Here is a 16,531-nt window from a genome sequence, read left to right on the forward strand (position 1 = left end):
CATGTTTAGCTATCCGCCTGACTTATTTGATTTGCCTGTTTATGGCCTGGCCAGTGCCCAAAAGCAAGCCATGCTGGATGAATTGCTACCGCGCCTGAGTGCCCATCATTACGAGCATTGCCAGGCCTATAAGCAATTAATTGACTGCCAGGCGTTTGATTTCAGCCGTGCCGGAAGCCTGGGGCAGGTGCCTGTAGCGGCGAGGTTGTTTAAGGATCTTGAACTGGCCAGTATTGAAGAGTCCGAAGTGTTCAGACAAATGCGTTCATCCGGCACCAGCGGTCAAGCTTCAAAAATAACCCTGGATGGCCCGTCGGCCAAGCGCCAGAGTCAGGTACTGGTCAAGATTTTGCAAAGCTGGTTGGGTAAGCAGCGGCGGCCGATGCTGTTAATCGATGCCCCCTCCACGGTGAAAAAAGCCGGTGCAATGACCGCCAGAGCGGCAGGGCTACAGGGATTATCTTTTTTTGGTCGCCACCATTGCTACGCGCTGGATGATGAAATGCAACTAGACGTGGATAAAGTTCAGGCGTTTTTTACCGAGCACAGTGAGCAGCCCGTACTGATATTTGGTTTTACGTTCATCGTCTGGCAGCAGTTTATTCAAGCGATGATAAAGCAGGGGCTCACTGTTGATTTAACCAATGCCATCCTGATCCACGGCGGTGGCTGGAAGAAAATGCAGGAACAAGCGGTTAGCGACGCGCAGTTTAAGGCGACTATCCAAAATACCCTGGGCAACGTAAGTGTGCACGACTATTACGGCATGGTAGAGCAAACCGGCACCATTTATATGCAGTGTGAGCAAGGCCACTTACATACGCCGGTTTGGTCGGATGTGCTTATTCGCAACCCAGCCGATTTGAATGTGGTAGATAACGGTGAAAAGGGATTAATTCAGGTGAACTCGGTGTTACCAACCAGTTACCCCGGCCATTGCATATTGACAGAGGATCTCGGCACGATTATTGGCGAAGATGATTGCGCCTGTGGCCGGTTGGGGAAATATTTTAAGGTGCACGGCCGGGTGCCAAGAGCTCAAGTGAAGGGATGCAGTGATACATTCTCCTAATCAGGCGCTGGCCCATACACAAACTGCTACCAATGTAATCTGGCATCTTCCGCTTACTCAATCAGCCGGCACGCCAGTAAATCCCTGGCAGGTAGATATTCTTGACGCCGTGGAACAGTTTTCGGGATATTTGCTCAAGCATCCTGATGCTAGGCAGTACCCGGAAATCATTGCGCTGGGATTTTGGTTTCGTGGCACTCATGTTAAACAACTGGCAGCAGCAAAGTCTCACAAAATGCCGGCAGGTAAGGCTAAAACGGTTTTTCATATTGCACCGGCAAATGTAGATACCGTATTTATGTATTCGGTGTTGTTGTCGGTACTTTGTGGTAATCAGAATATTGTGCGGGTAAGTGAGCGTAGCGGTGATGTTACCTGGTTGCTGATTAAACTGTTAAAGGCGTTTATTGCATCGCCGCAAGGTAAAACGATGGCACCGCTGATTGGCGTGGTGCAATACCCGGCGTCTGATCAGGACGTTACTGCAGCGTTAAGTCAGTGGAGCGATCTACGGGTGATCTGGGGCGGCGACAAAGCTGTTGCCGCTATATCGGCGATAGCCCCGCAAACGCCGCAGATTTGTTTTCCGGATCGTTACTCGGTTGCTGTGCTGAAACTGGATGCCCGCAGTGATATTCCTGCTATGGCCAAAGCGTTGCTGGCTGACGTTTTACCGTTTGGTCAGCAGGCCTGCTCTTCGCCGAAAGCACTCTACTGGCTGGACACTGTGTCAGTATTGCAAGTTCAATTCTGGCAGGCGGTGCAGCAAGAAATGCGCAGCGTGACTCATCATTTGGAGCTCAGTGACAAGGTCGAACAGCACATTCTGTTACAAACGCTGGCCGCAGGCTTTACTTTGCAACTCATAGCCGAGGACTGTGGCAGTAAATTTGCATCTGTACTGAGTATGGGAGCGCTGGCACGCGCTAAAGTCAAAACATTGACTGCGGCTATGCTGCAGGCCCATAGGGGTCACGGTTTATTGCTGGAACAGGATATCGGCTGTATGGATGAGATTGCCTGCTCAGCAAAATTACAAACGGTAAGCTACGCAGGAATTCCGCAGACGGAATTGCTACCGGCGCAGGGGCAGTGCAAACGTTTGGTTCCGTTGGGTAAAGCGCTGGAATTTAACGAAAAATGGGATGGTGTGGATTTAATTAGCGTATTTAGTGGTAAGCAGACACGTTAATTAAACGCACGACAACAACGGCTTTAACTAACCGAGGTTAATGGATGTTAAAAGATATCCGCCTGCATCTGGCAACAGATGAAGCATTACAACATCAGCTGGAACAGCAGCTTTCTGAAAAGATTGTTTTTAATCACCGGCGTAGCGTAAATGCCTTTGCCCGGTATATTCCGTCGCTGGTAGCTGATGTGCGGGATGTCACCACACAGAATATTGCCATATTTGCCAATAAAAACGCCCAGTACAATATTGTGGATTATGGCACCGGCAGAACCATGTACGGGCTTAACCCTGATGCGGAAATTTACAAGCAATTTTCCCTGTTTACCAGCCATGCGCCGTATATTTCCCTGACCGGGGAGGCTGCTGCTGAGATTGATAACAGTGCCAATGAACTGACCGCGTTATCCAGTTACCAGCAGCATAAGGCCTTAGCGCCGTTACCGCCAGACGTTAATGTGTTGGTCGTGTTTGGTCTTGGCCTGGGCTATCATATTCGCGAGCTGGTTGAGCGGTACCAGATTACACATCTCATCGTATACGAACCTGAACGGCAGTATTTTCAGTGCTCTATTCTGACCACCGACTGGTTGCAACTGCTACAGACAATGGATGCTAAGGGAACATCAGTTTACCTGCAAATAGGTAAAGACGGACGCGATCTGTTAAGCGATATGGAAGAACTGGCCGCCCATGTGCCGGTAGGCGGTTTCTATTTTTACAAGCACTATAATCATACCGTGTTTGATGCCGTGGATTATGGTCTCAGGCATAAATCCTGGGCGCAGTTGCAGAAAGACGGCTTTAAGTACGCCATGCATAACGAGCCGAACTTGTATCTGCCTATCTGGTCTGAGAGCATTACGCTGGAGCAGTATCAGACTGTGGGCCCCGATGACGAGCAGTTTGTGAATAATCTGGCCGCGTTTAAGAAATACTTTCCGGCGATTTATAAAGAGTTTAAGAACTACCAGCCGCAGGACTGGCTGCCAGTAAAACGGGATAATGGTGACGTTAACCTGATCCAAAAGATTTCACTGGTGGCGTTTAATGGGGAGTCCGCCAGGGACGATGCACTGACCCATTTTGAGCACTTCAATCACCATCCGCAAAAAGATGGTCTGGTACTGGGTTACAACGGCACCAAACTAAAGAAGTATTTGCATTATCAGTTTGTTGCCAATACTGAAAAATTGCTCCGCGATGTCAGCGACGAGGCGGGGCAGTTACCGGAAACCGTTAAGTCAATGATCATGTTTGGTATTGGCCTAGGTTATCAGCTTGAGGCGTTATTCGACGGAAAGACCGTGGAAAAGCTGTTTCTGTGTGAACCCAACCGTGACTTCTTCTATGCCTCGTTATTTGCTATCGACTGGCAGGGCATTCTGACCACCATCGATGAAAATGATAGTCGAATATATATTAACATCGGTGATGATGGCACGCACTTATTCCGCGATTTGTTATCGCAGTTTTATTCGGTCGGCCCGTATATTCTGGCCAGTACTTATTTTTATCAGACCTATTACAATGCGAATCTGGTACAGGCGCTGGTGCAACTACGTGAGCAACTGCAAATTGTTATCTCTATGGGCGAATATTACGACCATGCCCGTTATGGTATTGCTCACACTACCGAAATCATCAGCCAGGGATATCCGCTGCTGCAGGCCAAACCAGCGAAATATCTGACCGCGCAGGATAAGGACGTAGCAGTCTTTATTGTGGGTAACGGCCCGTCCCTTGATGACGCCATTAGCGCTATCAAGGAATGGCAGGGGCGAGCGATTGTGGTGTCATGCGGCACCGCCCTGATGCCCTTGTATAAAAACAGTATTACCCCGGATTTTCATGCCGAGATAGAACAAAATCGTTCCACCTTTGACTGGATCTGCCGGGTAGGGGATTTTGATTACCTTAAACAAATTACTCTTATTAGCTGTAACGGTATTCACCCGGATACCTGCGCATTATTTGCTAATGTATTTATTGCCTTTAAGGCTGGAGAGTCTTCGACGGCGTGCGCCCTGAACGTGCTGAATAGAAAAAAATACGAAGAGCTGGAATTTGCTTTTCCAACGGTGTCTAACTTTGCGGTAAATGTGTTTAGTCAAATGGGCTTTAACCAGATGTATCTGTTTGGGGTGGACCTGGGCTTTGCTGATCAGAATAAGCATCACTCCAGTCTGTCGGGCTATTACAATAATGACGGTAAAGAAGCCTACAACTACCGAGAGAAGAACAATACCTCTATTGTCGTGCCGGGTAATTTTAAAAAGACCATCTTCACTAAACATGAGTTTAAGGTTTCAAAAGAGATTCTGGAACAAACTCTGAATAATCAGAAAATCGATTGTTATAACACTAGTGACGGTGCGAGAATTAAAGGGGCCAGCCCGTTGCAAACCGAGAATATTTTGTTGGTCAATTCTGCGGCGGATAAAGACTCGGCACTGGCCGCGATAAATCAGCGTGTATTCTTACCTGCGCCTGAATTTACCGAATACAAAGAGCGGTTCGCAGATAAATATCAGCCCAAAAACCTTGAGTTTGAATTAAATGGAATGCTCGAGCTGATCCGTCAGCCAATTACTGCAGCCGCCGATGCAGAAGAACTTATCACCAGGCAGAAAGACATGCTCTTTGCCTCTTATAGCAACGGCAAGTCTCTACTGTTTTACTTACTTTATGGTACTGTCAACTACGCCAACTCGGTATTTAGTAAGCTGGTAAGTCAAACCAGCCTTAAGCTGGAAACCCTGCAACAGGCTAAAGACTTCTGGGAAGCTTTTTTAACCCAATGCGCAGCGCAGCAGCATTATATTTTGTCAGTGTTTGACCTTGCCAGCTCTATGGCTAATCACCGAGAGCGGGTTTTCCTTAGCCGAAAAGTACTTAGCTACTGGGAGGTGGCGTATATACAAACGGCCGGTGCAGAACCCATCGCTAAGGCAATTTCCGGTGGTGCCAATGGGCTGAAGGTAAAGGTACTTTCCTCGCCTTGCTTAGGCGCTACAGCTCTGGTGCAAGGGCAGTTTGATGAGCAGGTGTTTACGTTGGAATATTATAACAGTCCATTTCAATACGAGCTTAGTGGCCAGACGCCCGCGCCCGGTACGTTAGCGGTATTTTACCCCGAAGTTATCAGTAGCGAGCAGCATCTCAACGACTTTTTTGACGGCAAATACCCATTTGCCAGCCTACAAAAAATAGGCTTTAGTGCATTGCGTTGTTTTACCCTGGGTAAAGCGTTTAAGTACGTTATTCCCAAGCTGGCATTTTTAACGTCGATGGATAATGCGTATCGAGAATTTTTAGCCTCATGGGTCGTTGATTTACCCGCCTTTGAGCAATATGTTGATTTTCCCAGTGTGATTGCGGTGCCACGTGATCCGCTCGCGGTCGATGCTAACGTGTTTGATGACCTCGGCTCGCGTGGGCGGGTGTGCTTGCGTGAAGGGTTGATTCAGGATCTGTTATTAGTCACCTATGAGCGCAGTATGGAAGCTGACTTTGCCAGACGCCTTGGGCTCGAACTTAAGTAACCGCTAAGCCATCACGCCGTGAACAGGGAGCGCTGCAACATGAAGAAAACCGTATATATATTTGGTGCAGGTCAGGCCGGCGAGGCGGCAGCCAAACAGCTTACTGATGTAAATATTGCCGGCTTTTTAGATAATAACCAGGCGAAAGCCGGAAGCGACATTGATGGTCTGCCGGTATTACATACCAGTGAACTGGCTGAGTTGTCGTTTGATTTTATTTATATCGCCAGTGAATTTTTCGAGAAAATTGAGCAACAGTTAATTAACGACTTTGCTATAGATGCGGCCACAATTAAAGTGCTGTCGGCTTGTCAGATTAAAGGTTTCCATTTTGAACACAACGACTGCTCGGTCGCTGAAGACGTACTGGGTCTGCTGTGCGAACAACTCGAGCAGCGCGACATCAGCTTTTATGTGGATGCCGGTACGCTGTTAGGCGTATACCGGGATAATGCACTGATCCCCTGGGACGACGACTTGGATTTGGCGTTACTTAGCAGTGATATGGCGCAGGTAATGGCAGAGCTGGAGGATATTTTACATGCATTACGCCAGTTGACCGGCGCAGCGTGGCAGGCTAACAGTTACACCAGTACCTATGATTTTGGCGCAGTTAAACAAGGTGATATCCGCTCCGTTAAGCTTAGTCCGGTTAATGCTAACACTGGCTTACCCAGTGTGGATCTGTTTGTTAAATACATCGATGATGAGCGCATGGATTTTGTGCTGGCATCACGCGGTATTACCACCCATAGCCGCTTTATGCATTATCGCAGGAGTTATCGCTTTCGTAGCCATCGCCTGATCGTGCCCGAGGATACCGAAGGCTATCTGGCAGGGCATTATGGCGAGAGCTGGCGTACACCGATTAAGCAATGGAACCTGAGTATGCTTGAAGGCGGTACGCCGCTTTGATAATCATAACCGCTAGGCGAAGATATGACTGACAATGCAGAAAAGATTGATTTTGTTATTTTTTGGGTCGATGGTCAGGATCCTGTTCATCAGGCTAAAAAGCACCGCTACCTCAAAGACTTCAAGTTAGAATCGGATAAAAACAAAGAACAGTCGACCGATGATCGCCGGTTTGTGCAGTTTAATGAACTCAAATACTGTTTACGTTCTATTGTGACACATGCGCCATGGTATAACAGGATTTACCTTGTTACCGATCAGCAGGTTCCGACCTTTCTTGATCCCCAACTGCTGGCAACCGACCGCATCGAAATTATCGATCATACCGAGCTCTTCGCCGGGGCTAGTCAGTATCTGCCAACGTTCAATTCCCGCAGTATTGCCACTCAACTTATGTATCTGGATAAATTGTCTGACTGCTACCTGGTAGGTAATGATGATGTGATGATGAGCAGTGCCGTTGAGCCTGATTTCTTTTTTAAAGATGGTAAGCCGGTGATTTATGCTGATAAACACATCACCCAAAGCTGGCCGGTGAACAGCTTGTACGATCAGGGCATCTATCAGGCAGCACAGATGATCAGGAAAAGCCCTGAGTTTTATCGCCCCAGCCACGGCTTTTTACCTTTCGATAAACCGCGCTTACGCCAGTTACAGCAGCGTTTTCCGGCTGAGTTTAGTAACAATCTGGTGCACCGTTTTCGTCACGAATCGCAGTTTTTAATAGAGTCACTGTATATGCATGATGTGATTGAGCAGCAGCAATGCCAGTTGTTTGATACCGAGTTGATGGTGCACTTTAGTGTGCAGCTATGTCGCGAAGGGCACCCCGACAAAATCGCTTTTTTATTTGATTTATTACAACGCGGTGAGCGTAAAATGTTTTGCTTAAACGAGTATCAGTCGCTGATCGCCAGAATGCCCGAGGTCGATGACTGGCTTAACCGCCTTTGCGGTGATCCGCTTAAGGCAGAAATTTATTAATATGATAAGGTGTTTTTATGGATTGAAACGCGGCCATGGGCTGCTCTGATCTATAGGAAAATAAATGGCAATCGCCTGCGCCAGTAATATTGGCTTTTGTTGCGACAAGGTTGCTGGATTTATCGAAACCTTCCGTAAACACGGAATTACAGCTAAGCTCTACGGTGTTTTGTACATGGTGTTAAAATCCTTGTCACTTCCTGTATTTAAATGGTTGTATTCTTCTAAATAGAGCCCAAGGGTTACTCATTTCAGGCTTATATTTTCGTATTCAATAATGCCAAACAGAGAAACTGCAACCGGTGTCTCAGTCGCCCTTCGGCCCTGAGGCTGTAACCATTGGTCCTTTAGACTACATAGAATGTTGTGCTAAACATAGCCCGAATTGGTTTGCTTGCGCTATTACGCTTAAAAAAATACATGAAAAGCAATGTTGTTGCATAAATAGCGCTAAGTTGTGTTGGTTTATTTAGTCGATTTCAATCACCGCATTGTGTCTGGCGAGATAGTCGTAAATCCAGGGGATCGTTTGTTTAAATTCGATATTGTCGATTCCCCATACCGGGCGCTGGTTAATCATTTCAACCACCTGTTCGGGGAGTTTATAGCAGCGCAGGGTTAGCTGTGGCATGCAGGCATCAATGGTGCAAAGCGCTGCCGAGTAAAAAGACGATATGTCTGCTGGAGGGAGTGCCGCACCGGCCAGCCATTGTTCTATGGGTTGCTGTAGGCGGGTGATCATAAGTGCGGGCAGTTGCTGTTGTAGTAACTCGATGGTGCTGTCTGATACGCCAGGGTGCGGGATATAGATATTTTGCTTATCCGCTAACACCAGTTGAGCAACCAGATCGCAATAATGCTGCTCTGCCAGATTAAAGGTATTGCAAAAGTTAGAGCCCACAATAACGTGACGGCAGTGATCCAGCGCCGGCCACTGTCGCCTGGTGTCTGATAAAGGATTCTCGGCTATATCAACGCCCTCAATGGGCGCAAGGTCTTTTAAAAACGTAAAAAAGTGGTAGGGATAGTCATCCTGCTCCACTATGCCGTACTGTGCTTTTATCTCCAGTGCCAATGTGCGCCGTGCCGAGGTGCCCCCTGCTGGTAAATGGAAAAAGCGTTTTCGGGTAGCAAGCAGATTGTGCGCGATAATACTGAAAGCTCCTTCATCCATCAGATAGGTTTTTTTGTTTAGGGTAGTGACAAGGTCTTTCTGCCATTGCACGCGGATATCGCTAAAGAACACTAGGTCTGCATCAAACGTTTTAAGGGCATTAATATGTTCACCGTACCAACCAATTCGCTGTGCTAATGTGGCGGATTCGTGGGTGTGAATCTTTATCAGTGAGAGATTGCCGACAGGCGCGAGAATTGCTGAACATTGTTCATCGTGTTTCTGACCAACGGGCTTGTGCGACAAATAAAGTATGCAGATTGCCTGGCGAATTCCGAAGCATTTTACTGCCTCGGTAACATTAATGGCATGCAGCGGGCCGCGAATGATAAAAATGGCCTTCACGTTATCTCCCTGTTTTCTCTTAATTTGTTATATTTTTCAACAATCTACAATATTACATTAAGCCTTGATTTTGTTGAATTTCGACCGATACATGTTATCTTAAATGAATCTGATTGGTAAAGCAGGCAGGCTACGGGTGCTAAACATACTGAATGTCATTGGACGCTCAAACGCGATATTTACAGACGACATCGCAGCCAACGAAAACAACATAAAAGGCATTGTCGAGTCCTCCTCGTTTTTAGTGTTAGGGGCGGCAGGTACTATTGGCCAGGCGGTCAGCAAAGAAATTTTTAAACGAAACCCGGCCAAACTGGATTTGGTCGATATCAGCGAGAATAACCTAGTAGAACTGGTTCGCGATCTGCGCAGTTCCGTGGGGTATACTGATGGTGTATTCCGTACTTTTGCGCTGGATATTAATTCCCCGGAGTATGATGCATTTTTTAATGCCGATGGCCATTATGACTATGTGCTCAACCTGTCAGCGTTGAAGCATGTGCGCTCGGAAAAAGATCCCTATACGCTGATGCGTATGATCAACACTAATATTTTTGCGACTCAAAAAACCGTGCGGCAGGCGATCGCTAAAGGGGTTAAGAAATACTTTTGTGTATCCACTGACAAGGCGGCCAATCCGGTCAATATGATGGGGGCCTCCAAACGCATTATGGAGATGTTTTTGTTACGCTATGCCGGGCAAATAGATATTTCGTCGGCGCGCTTTGCTAACGTCGCGTTTTCCGACGGCTCTTTGCTCCATGGCTTTAACCAGCGACTGTTAAAACAGCAACCCATTGTTGCACCTAAAGATATAAAGCGGTATTTCCTTACGCCGCAGGAGTCCGGTGAACTGTGCTTAATGTCGTGCTTACTGGGGCAAAACCGCGAGTTGTTTTTTCCTAAATTATCGGCAGAACTACAGCTTACGTCCTTTGCCGATATAGCGGTTAATTTTCTTAGCAGTCTTGGTTATAAAGCAGTTGAATGCGCCAGTGAAGATGAAGCCCGCTCACTGGCAGGCAGTCTGCCGGCAACACAGCAGTGGCCGTGCCTGTTTACCTTAAGCGATACGACCGGTGAAAAAGCCTTTGAAGAATTTTACACCGATGCCGAAACGGTCTTGCTTGATAAATTTGCCAACGTGGGCATTGTCGCCAACGAGCTGGTGTTTGATGAAAACAAGCTGGCATCCTTTGAAGCTGAAATCGCCCGGTTATTGGCTGCCGAGCAATGGCGTAAGCAGGATTTACTGGTGCTGTTTAATGATTTAATCCCAGGTTTTGCCCATCATGAACTGGGCAAATACCTCGATGATAAAATGTAGCCGCTGGTGCCTATGAAACCTGAGCATATTGTTGACTATATACAGTCAATCTATCACACTACTGACTTTATCCCGCTGCATGCACCGCAGTTTAACGGTAATGAAAAAGCCTACGTCAGTAACACTATCGACAGTACCTTTGTGTCTAGTGTGGGTGAGTATGTCATGCAATTTGAACAGGATATTAAAGCTTATACCAACGCCGGTGGTGCAGTTGCTGCGGTAAATGGTACCGCCGCACTGCATGCTGCGCTTTATCTGGCCGGTGTTGGCCAGGGCGACCTGGTGCTCACCCAGCCATTAAGTTTTGTTGCTACCGCCAATGCCATAAAGTACCTGGGTGCCGAACCGGTATTTGTGGATATCGCCGCTGAAGGGTTGGGATTATGCCCGCACAAAACGGCCGACTTTCTGGCTGAGTTTGCGTTTATTGATGCGCGGGGGGTGTGCTGCTTGTCCGCAACCGGGCAGGCGATACGGGCTGTGGTGCCCATGCATACTTTTGGTCATCCGGTGGACATGGATGGCTTTATCGATTTATGTGAGCGCTGGAATTTGTGCTTAATTGAAGATGCCGCAGAGAGTTTGGGATCACGCTATCACGGCCGGCATACCGGCACTCTGGGCGATATGGGCGTATTAAGCTTTAATGGCAACAAAATCATTACCACCGGCGCCGGGGGCATGCTGTTGAGCCGGGATGCTGAGCGCGCCAGAAAAGCCAAACACATCACTACCACTGCCAAAGTACCCCATGCCTATGAGTTTTATCATGATGAGCTTGGGTTTAATTACCGAATGCCTAATTTGAATGCGGCGCTGGGCTGTGCGCAACTGGAGCAGTTGGACGGTTTTATTCAGCGCAAGCGAGCGCTGGCCAGTGATTATGCTGCGTTTTTTGCTGGTAGTGAGTATCAGTTTTTACAGGAGCCCGACTACGCCACCTCTAATTACTGGTTAAATGCCATAATTTGTGAAGATAAAGCTGCGCGCGAACATCTGCTACTCGAAACCAATGCCGCGGGTGTGATGACCCGGCCGGTATGGCAGTTGCTGCCCACCTTGCCTATGTATCAACATTGTGTTTATGGGGATTTATCTGTTGCCCGTTATTATGCTGAACGGGTGGTTAATATTCCCAGTTCGCCGGTGTTAGAAAATACATAAATTCTGCGTTTTGATAGCAGGTATAAAAACTAACAGACTACCGTAAATACACAAGCACAGGTATTAAGTTTACGGTCTTTTTTCCGATAATAAAGCAATACGCGTGGAGCATGACAATGACCAGCATAATTGCCGAAGCCGGCGTAAATCATAATGGTGACAAAAATCTGGCGTTTCAATTGATAGAAGAGGCTGCTAACTCTGGTGCTGATTTTGTGAAATTTCAGACATTTAAAGCGAGTGAACTGGTCACGCCGCAGGCCGAAATGGCTGCTTATCAGGCCAGGAATTTAGGTACTCGGCAGAATCAATTTGAAATGCTGAAAAATTTAGAACTATCCTACGATACGCATTTTGAACTGGTGGACTATTGCAAACAGCAAAATATCGGGTTTCTATCCAGCGCGTTTGATTATGATAGCTTACAGTTCCTGATTGAAGATCTTGGCTTGCCTCAGCTAAAAATAGCTTCAGGCGAAATTACTAATCTACCTTTTTTGCTTGCGCATGCCCATTCTGATTGTAGGCTTATTTTATCTACGGGCATGTCAACGCTTGCCGATATCGAACAGGCGTTAGCTACGCTGGCATTTGGGCTGATAACCGAGAAGCGGGCGCGACCTAGTTTGAACGCAATCATGGAAGCTTATGTCTGTGATGAAGGGCAGCGCGCTCTGGCAGAAAAAATAACGTTATTGCACTGTACCAGCGAGTATCCTGCCCCTGTCGATGAAATTAATCTAAATGCCATTCACACTATGAAGCAAGCGTTTGGTTTACCTGTTGGTTATTCAGATCACAGTGATGGCATAATCGTCCCCGTAGCGGCTGCTGCTGTCGGAGCGTGTATGCTGGAAAAGCATTTTACGTTGGATAGGAATTTACCCGGTCCTGATCATAAGGCTTCGCTTGAACCCAGCGATCTCAAAAAGATGGTTAACGCGGTGAGAATGACTGAGCGGGCGATGGGCATGAGCGTAAAATTGCCCACACGCTCCGAGCTTGAAACCATTAAGGTGGGGCGTAAAAGTCTGGTGGCCGACCAGTCAATTAAACAGGGTGAAGTATTTAGTCCGGCAAATCTTGCTGTAAAGCGTCCGGGGACGGGGGTTGCTCCTAAATATTACTGGCAATATCTGGGGCGGGTAGCGAGCCGGGACTATCAGGCAGGAGAACTCATTGTCGAATAAACCTGTAGTGTTAATTGGTGGTGGAGGTCACGCGGCTGTATGTTTAGATATTTTGCAGTTGTGTGGGCGTGAAGTCGTAGCCGTAATTGCGCCGGAATCATCTCGTTCTGAATCCTTTAATTCATTAAACTGTTTTGCTACTGACGAAGAAATAAAGCATTTCATGCCGGCGGAGACAGACGTGGTCATTGGCGTTGGATTTATGCCATTTTCAACCTTACGACACGACTTGTATCGTAAATTTAAACAATGGGGCTATTCGATAGCGTCAGTCATTTCACCTCATGCTGTAATATCCACCTCCGCCACGCTTGGTGAAGGTGTACAGATATTTCATCAGGCGGTAGTGCAAACCAACGCTGTCTTAGGCGAACACTGTATAATTAATACTGCAGCAGTGATAGAACATGACTGTATCGTGGGGGCTCACAGCCATTTGGCGCCACGGGCACTGCTGTGTGGGCAAGTGACCAGCGGCCATGATGTATTTATTGGCGCATCTGCGGCTCTCAGGCAAGGGATTACCGTTGGCGATCATGCCATCATAGGTATGGGGACAACAGTACGTCACGATGTTGCCGCAAATCAGACAATCACCAGTTAAAAAGTGAAACCATGAAAACCTACGCATTTGTATTTGCCCGTGGTGGCTCCAAAGGCTTACCCGGCAAAAATATTAAACCACTTAACGGTAAACCGCTGATTTTATATGCCGTCGAAATGGCCCTGAGCTTGCCCGATTTCGATGCGGTATATGTATCTACCGACGACGGTCATATTGCAGAGGTGGTTAAAACAACAGCGGCAACGTTGATTGAGCGTCCAGCAGCTCTGGCAACAGATACAGCAAAAGAGTGGGATGCATGGCGCCATGCGGTAACCTGGGTCACCGAGCATGTCGGGCCATTTGATCGCTTTGTCAGCCTTCCGGCTACCAGTCCGCTGCGTAAAGCTGAGGATGTTAAGAGTGCGCTTATCCAGTATGAGCAGGCTGAGGCTGATATCTGTATTACAATAGCCGAAACGAATCGCAATCCTTACTTTAATATGGTCAGGTTAGACGACCATGGCTTAGCAACCTTGGTTAATCAACCAACGGGTGACGTTTTTCGTCGCCAGGATGCACCAATTGTTTACGATATTGTGCCAGTGGTTTATGTCACAACACCAGAATTTATTACGTCCGCAAATGGATTATTCGACGGCTCAGTGACTTCCATACAGGTGGATAAAACGAGCGCCATTGATATTGATGATATTTACGACTTCTATCTGGCACAGGCTGTGCTTAGCCATCAACAAGGCTAAATGTTTGGAGCTGGCAGCCGATAAGCGGTGTATGTGATGAAACTAATTGGGAAGGATAGAAAAATGATAGATTGGCGCAACGCTTGTGTTCAGCCTGGCGATTCTATTCATTCGGTATTGAGTGTGATTAACGATACCGCGCTCAAAGTCGCACTCGTTGTAGACGATGAGCTGACGTTGCTGGGTATTGTTTCCGACGGTGATATTCGCCGGGCCATGCTTAATAACATTTCCATGCATGTTGAAGTGGCCCGGATCATGAGCCAGAAGCCGATTACGGTTACCGAGGCTGACAGCCGGGAATTTATAACCGATCTCATGACCCGCTATAAGCTGGTGGCAATCCCCAAGGTGAATGCCAAGAACCAGCTGTGTGGTCTGGTCTCTGTGCACGATTTATTTTACAAGAAAAAGCTTGAAACGCCGGTGTTGTTAATGGCTGGTGGGTTAGGGGTGCGTCTGCGCCCGTTAACCAACAACTGCCCTAAACCGCTGCTCAAGGTTGGCGAACAGCCGATTTTAGAAACTACGCTGAAAAACTTTGCTAATGCCGGGTTTAAACAGTTTTACATTTCGACCCATTATATGGCCGACAAAATCCGAGGCTTTTTTGGCTCTGGCGAAAAATGGGATGTGGTAATTAAATACCTGCACGAGTCCAACCCCCTGGGAACCGCCGGCGCGTTGTCGTTACTGCCGCAGGGTGCCATCAGTACCGATATAATTGTCATGAACGGTGATATCCTGACCAATGTGGATTTTGAGGAAGTGCTTACGTTTCATAACGAAAAGGGCGCCGATGCCACCATGTGTGTGCGCGAATATGTCTCGCAGATTCCGTATGGTGTGATTGAAACCCACGGTAATGCGATTCAGACCATCAGGGAAAAACCAGTATACAACTATTCGGTAAATGCCGGTATTTATGTACTGTCGGCCAAAGTGGTTAACGAACTTATCGATGCGAATAAGCTGGATATGACCACGCTGTTTGAAGAGTGCATCAAACGCCAATGGAACGTGCAGGCCTATAAGATAAAAGATTACTGGCTGGATATTGGCCGCATCGATGATTTCAATCAGGCCCAGCTTGATATTAAAGCGCTGTAGTTACTCAGCGCTTTTTATGTGCTCGGTTGCGAAGTAACAGAACACCACGGGTTAACCCGTGGATGAATGAGAACAAGCAAAACGCATTGCGTAACTTTGGAACATTGTGAAGCTTTGCGTTTTGCATCAGCTGTAAGCTGTAACCGTAAGTACCACGGGCATGCCCGTGGGAATCTACTCAAAGATAGCATTTAAAGACAATTCTTAACCGTGAAAAAACTACTTCTTATTGGTGCTGGCCAGATTGGCAGTCGGCATTTACAAGCCTTAACTTTACTGGAGGAGGCCTGGAGCATTACGGTGGTCGACCCCAGTGAAGCGTCGTTAGCCATGGCCCGCGAGCGCGCGCAGGAAACGACCCTGGGCAAGGTTACACTGGCATTTACTACTCAGATGCCCCAAGGGTTGCATTTTGATTTAGCTATTATTGCCACCAACGCTGATGTCCGCTTTGCCGTATTCGACACACTGGTGAATAGCAATACAGTCGCTAATATCCTGTTTGAAAAAGTGCTGTTTCAAAGCGCTGTGCACATTGCTCGGGCCGGAGAGCTACTTGCGCGGCATGGCATCAACGCCTGGGTGAATTGCGCTCGGCGCCAGAATGCGGCGTACCAACGGTTAAAAACCTTATTTACCAATGAGAATAATATTGAGTTCAGTGTGGCGGGCAGTGCTTGGGGGCTGGCCTGCAATGGTATTCATTTTATGGATTTATTTGCTTTTCTTACCGGTGAGTATGCATCGCTGGAAATAGGCGCTAATCTGCAACCAAACTGTGAGCCGACTAAACGTAAAGGCTGCTATGAGGTATTTGGCAGCTTGAACGCCAATTCGGCAAAAGGCCAGGCGGTTATTCAGTGTCACGATACAGAAGCAGTATCGGTTGAAGTTAAGATTGAGTCGCCACACTGGTCGGTACAAATCAGTGAAACAAACCGCAGTGCGGTTATTGCTGATAAGCTAAGCGGTCACACGCAAGTAATGGCGTTTAGTCTGAGCCCGCAAAGTCAGTTAACTCATATCGTTGCTGCCGATATATTAGAACGAGGCGATAGTTGGTTACCGGTGTACGGCGAATCTGCGGTCATTCATAAAGTTTATCTTGGTGTTTTAACCGGTCATTTTCAGCAGCATCTGGACAATAAACTGAGCGTTTGCCCAATCTCTTAATAGTCAAAGCTCGCAATAAAAGGGGAATT

Annotated in this window: 14 protein-coding genes; 13 read left to right on the forward strand and 1 reads right to left on the reverse strand. The window is 47.4% G+C overall.

Features of this window, described 5'->3' with window-relative positions:
- Window position 1 precedes the first annotated feature (1 nt).
- The 6 genes from AC2T0J_RS14960 (at window position 2) to AC2T0J_RS14985 (ending at window position 7,940) form a co-directional block, all read left to right on the forward strand.
- Window positions 2-1,072, forward strand: a complete 1,071-nt coding sequence (locus tag AC2T0J_RS14960) for a LuxE/PaaK family acyltransferase (protein WP_489806587.1) — start codon at window positions 2-4, stop codon at window positions 1,070-1,072.
- Window positions 1,056-2,264 carry an acyl-CoA reductase gene (locus tag AC2T0J_RS14965; RefSeq protein WP_489806588.1) on the forward strand — a complete coding sequence of 403 codons (1,209 nt, stop codon included), beginning with the start codon at window positions 1,056-1,058 and terminating at the stop codon, window positions 2,262-2,264. The genes AC2T0J_RS14960 and AC2T0J_RS14965 overlap by 17 nt, the downstream gene beginning before the upstream one ends.
- Before the next feature lie 44 nt (window positions 2,265-2,308).
- Window positions 2,309-5,809 (forward strand): motility associated factor glycosyltransferase family protein, encoded by a 3,501-nt coding sequence (locus tag AC2T0J_RS14970; RefSeq protein WP_489806589.1) that lies wholly within the window; start codon window positions 2,309-2,311, stop codon window positions 5,807-5,809.
- 39 nt (window positions 5,810-5,848) lie between these two features.
- On the forward strand, window positions 5,849-6,724 hold the full coding sequence (locus tag AC2T0J_RS14975; protein WP_489806590.1) for a nucleoside-diphosphate sugar epimerase/dehydratase: 876 nt from the start codon (window positions 5,849-5,851) through the stop codon (window positions 6,722-6,724).
- A 24-nt stretch (window positions 6,725-6,748) separates the two neighbouring features.
- On the forward strand, window positions 6,749-7,708 hold the full coding sequence (locus tag AC2T0J_RS14980) for a Stealth CR1 domain-containing protein (protein ID WP_489806591.1): 960 nt from the start codon (window positions 6,749-6,751) through the stop codon (window positions 7,706-7,708).
- Between the two features lie 64 nt (window positions 7,709-7,772).
- Entirely contained in the window at window positions 7,773-7,940 is a 168-nt protein-coding gene (locus tag AC2T0J_RS14985; protein ID WP_489806592.1) for a hypothetical protein, read from the forward strand.
- A gap of 237 nt (window positions 7,941-8,177) precedes the next feature.
- Here the strand turns inward: AC2T0J_RS14985 and AC2T0J_RS14990 are convergent, their stop codons facing one another.
- Window positions 8,178-9,227 (reverse strand): hypothetical protein, encoded by a 1,050-nt coding sequence (locus AC2T0J_RS14990; protein WP_489806593.1) that lies wholly within the window; start codon window positions 9,225-9,227, stop codon window positions 8,178-8,180.
- 136 nt (window positions 9,228-9,363) lie between these two features.
- On the opposite strand from AC2T0J_RS14990, the gene AC2T0J_RS14995 reads away from it, so the two are divergent.
- From AC2T0J_RS14995 to AC2T0J_RS15025, 7 genes are all read left to right on the forward strand, one after another.
- Window positions 9,364-10,554, forward strand: a complete 1,191-nt coding sequence (locus tag AC2T0J_RS14995; RefSeq protein ID WP_489810349.1) for a UDP-N-acetylglucosamine 4,6-dehydratase — start codon at window positions 9,364-9,366, stop codon at window positions 10,552-10,554.
- 12 nt (window positions 10,555-10,566) lie between these two features.
- Window positions 10,567-11,721, forward strand: a complete 1,155-nt coding sequence (locus AC2T0J_RS15000) for a LegC family aminotransferase (protein WP_489806594.1) — start codon at window positions 10,567-10,569, stop codon at window positions 11,719-11,721.
- Between the two features lie 116 nt (window positions 11,722-11,837).
- The gene (gene neuB / locus AC2T0J_RS15005) at window positions 11,838-12,911 is read left to right on the forward strand and encodes an N-acetylneuraminate synthase (RefSeq protein WP_489806595.1); all 1,074 of its coding nucleotides are present in this window, start codon (window positions 11,838-11,840) and stop codon (window positions 12,909-12,911) included.
- Complete coding sequence (locus AC2T0J_RS15010; protein WP_489806596.1) at window positions 12,901-13,515, forward strand: acetyltransferase; 615 nt, start codon at window positions 12,901-12,903, stop codon at window positions 13,513-13,515. Before neuB ends, AC2T0J_RS15010 begins: the two co-directional genes overlap by 11 nt.
- An 11-nt stretch (window positions 13,516-13,526) precedes the next feature.
- Window positions 13,527-14,219, forward strand: a complete 693-nt coding sequence (locus AC2T0J_RS15015; protein WP_489806597.1) for an acylneuraminate cytidylyltransferase family protein — start codon at window positions 13,527-13,529, stop codon at window positions 14,217-14,219.
- Window positions 14,220-14,282: 63 nt separating this feature from the next.
- Window positions 14,283-15,329: a nucleotidyltransferase family protein gene (locus tag AC2T0J_RS15020; protein WP_489806598.1), complete on the forward strand. Its 1,047-nt coding sequence runs from the start codon at window positions 14,283-14,285 to the stop codon at window positions 15,327-15,329.
- A 210-nt stretch (window positions 15,330-15,539) separates the two neighbouring features.
- Window positions 15,540-16,502, forward strand: a complete 963-nt coding sequence (locus tag AC2T0J_RS15025; protein ID WP_489806599.1) for a Gfo/Idh/MocA family oxidoreductase — start codon at window positions 15,540-15,542, stop codon at window positions 16,500-16,502.
- Window positions 16,503-16,531: the final 29 nt, after the last annotated feature.

This window comes from Alteromonas sp. ISO5 (assembly GCF_058105165.1).

What these genes read in the sequence shown, in the direction of transcription:
- AC2T0J_RS14975 (WP_489806590.1), top strand. Translation starts at nt 5,849, where the DNA reads ATGAAGAAAACCGTATATATATTTGGTGCAGGTCAGGCCGGCGAGGCG.
- AC2T0J_RS14970 (WP_489806589.1), top strand. Translation starts at nt 2,309, where the DNA reads ATGTTAAAAGATATCCGCCTGCATCTGGCAACAGATGAAGCATTACAA.
- AC2T0J_RS15015 (WP_489806597.1), top strand. Translation starts at nt 13,527, where the DNA reads ATGAAAACCTACGCATTTGTATTTGCCCGTGGTGGCTCCAAAGGCTTA.
- AC2T0J_RS15020 (WP_489806598.1), top strand. Translation starts at nt 14,283, where the DNA reads ATGATAGATTGGCGCAACGCTTGTGTTCAGCCTGGCGATTCTATTCAT.
- neuB (WP_489806595.1), top strand. Translation starts at nt 11,838, where the DNA reads ATGACCAGCATAATTGCCGAAGCCGGCGTAAATCATAATGGTGACAAA.
- AC2T0J_RS14960 (WP_489806587.1), top strand. Translation starts at nt 2, where the DNA reads ATGTTTAGCTATCCGCCTGACTTATTTGATTTGCCTGTTTATGGCCTG.
- AC2T0J_RS14980 (WP_489806591.1), top strand. Translation starts at nt 6,749, where the DNA reads ATGACTGACAATGCAGAAAAGATTGATTTTGTTATTTTTTGGGTCGAT.
- AC2T0J_RS15000 (WP_489806594.1), top strand. Translation starts at nt 10,567, where the DNA reads ATGAAACCTGAGCATATTGTTGACTATATACAGTCAATCTATCACACT.
- AC2T0J_RS14985 (WP_489806592.1), top strand. Translation starts at nt 7,773, where the DNA reads ATGGCAATCGCCTGCGCCAGTAATATTGGCTTTTGTTGCGACAAGGTT.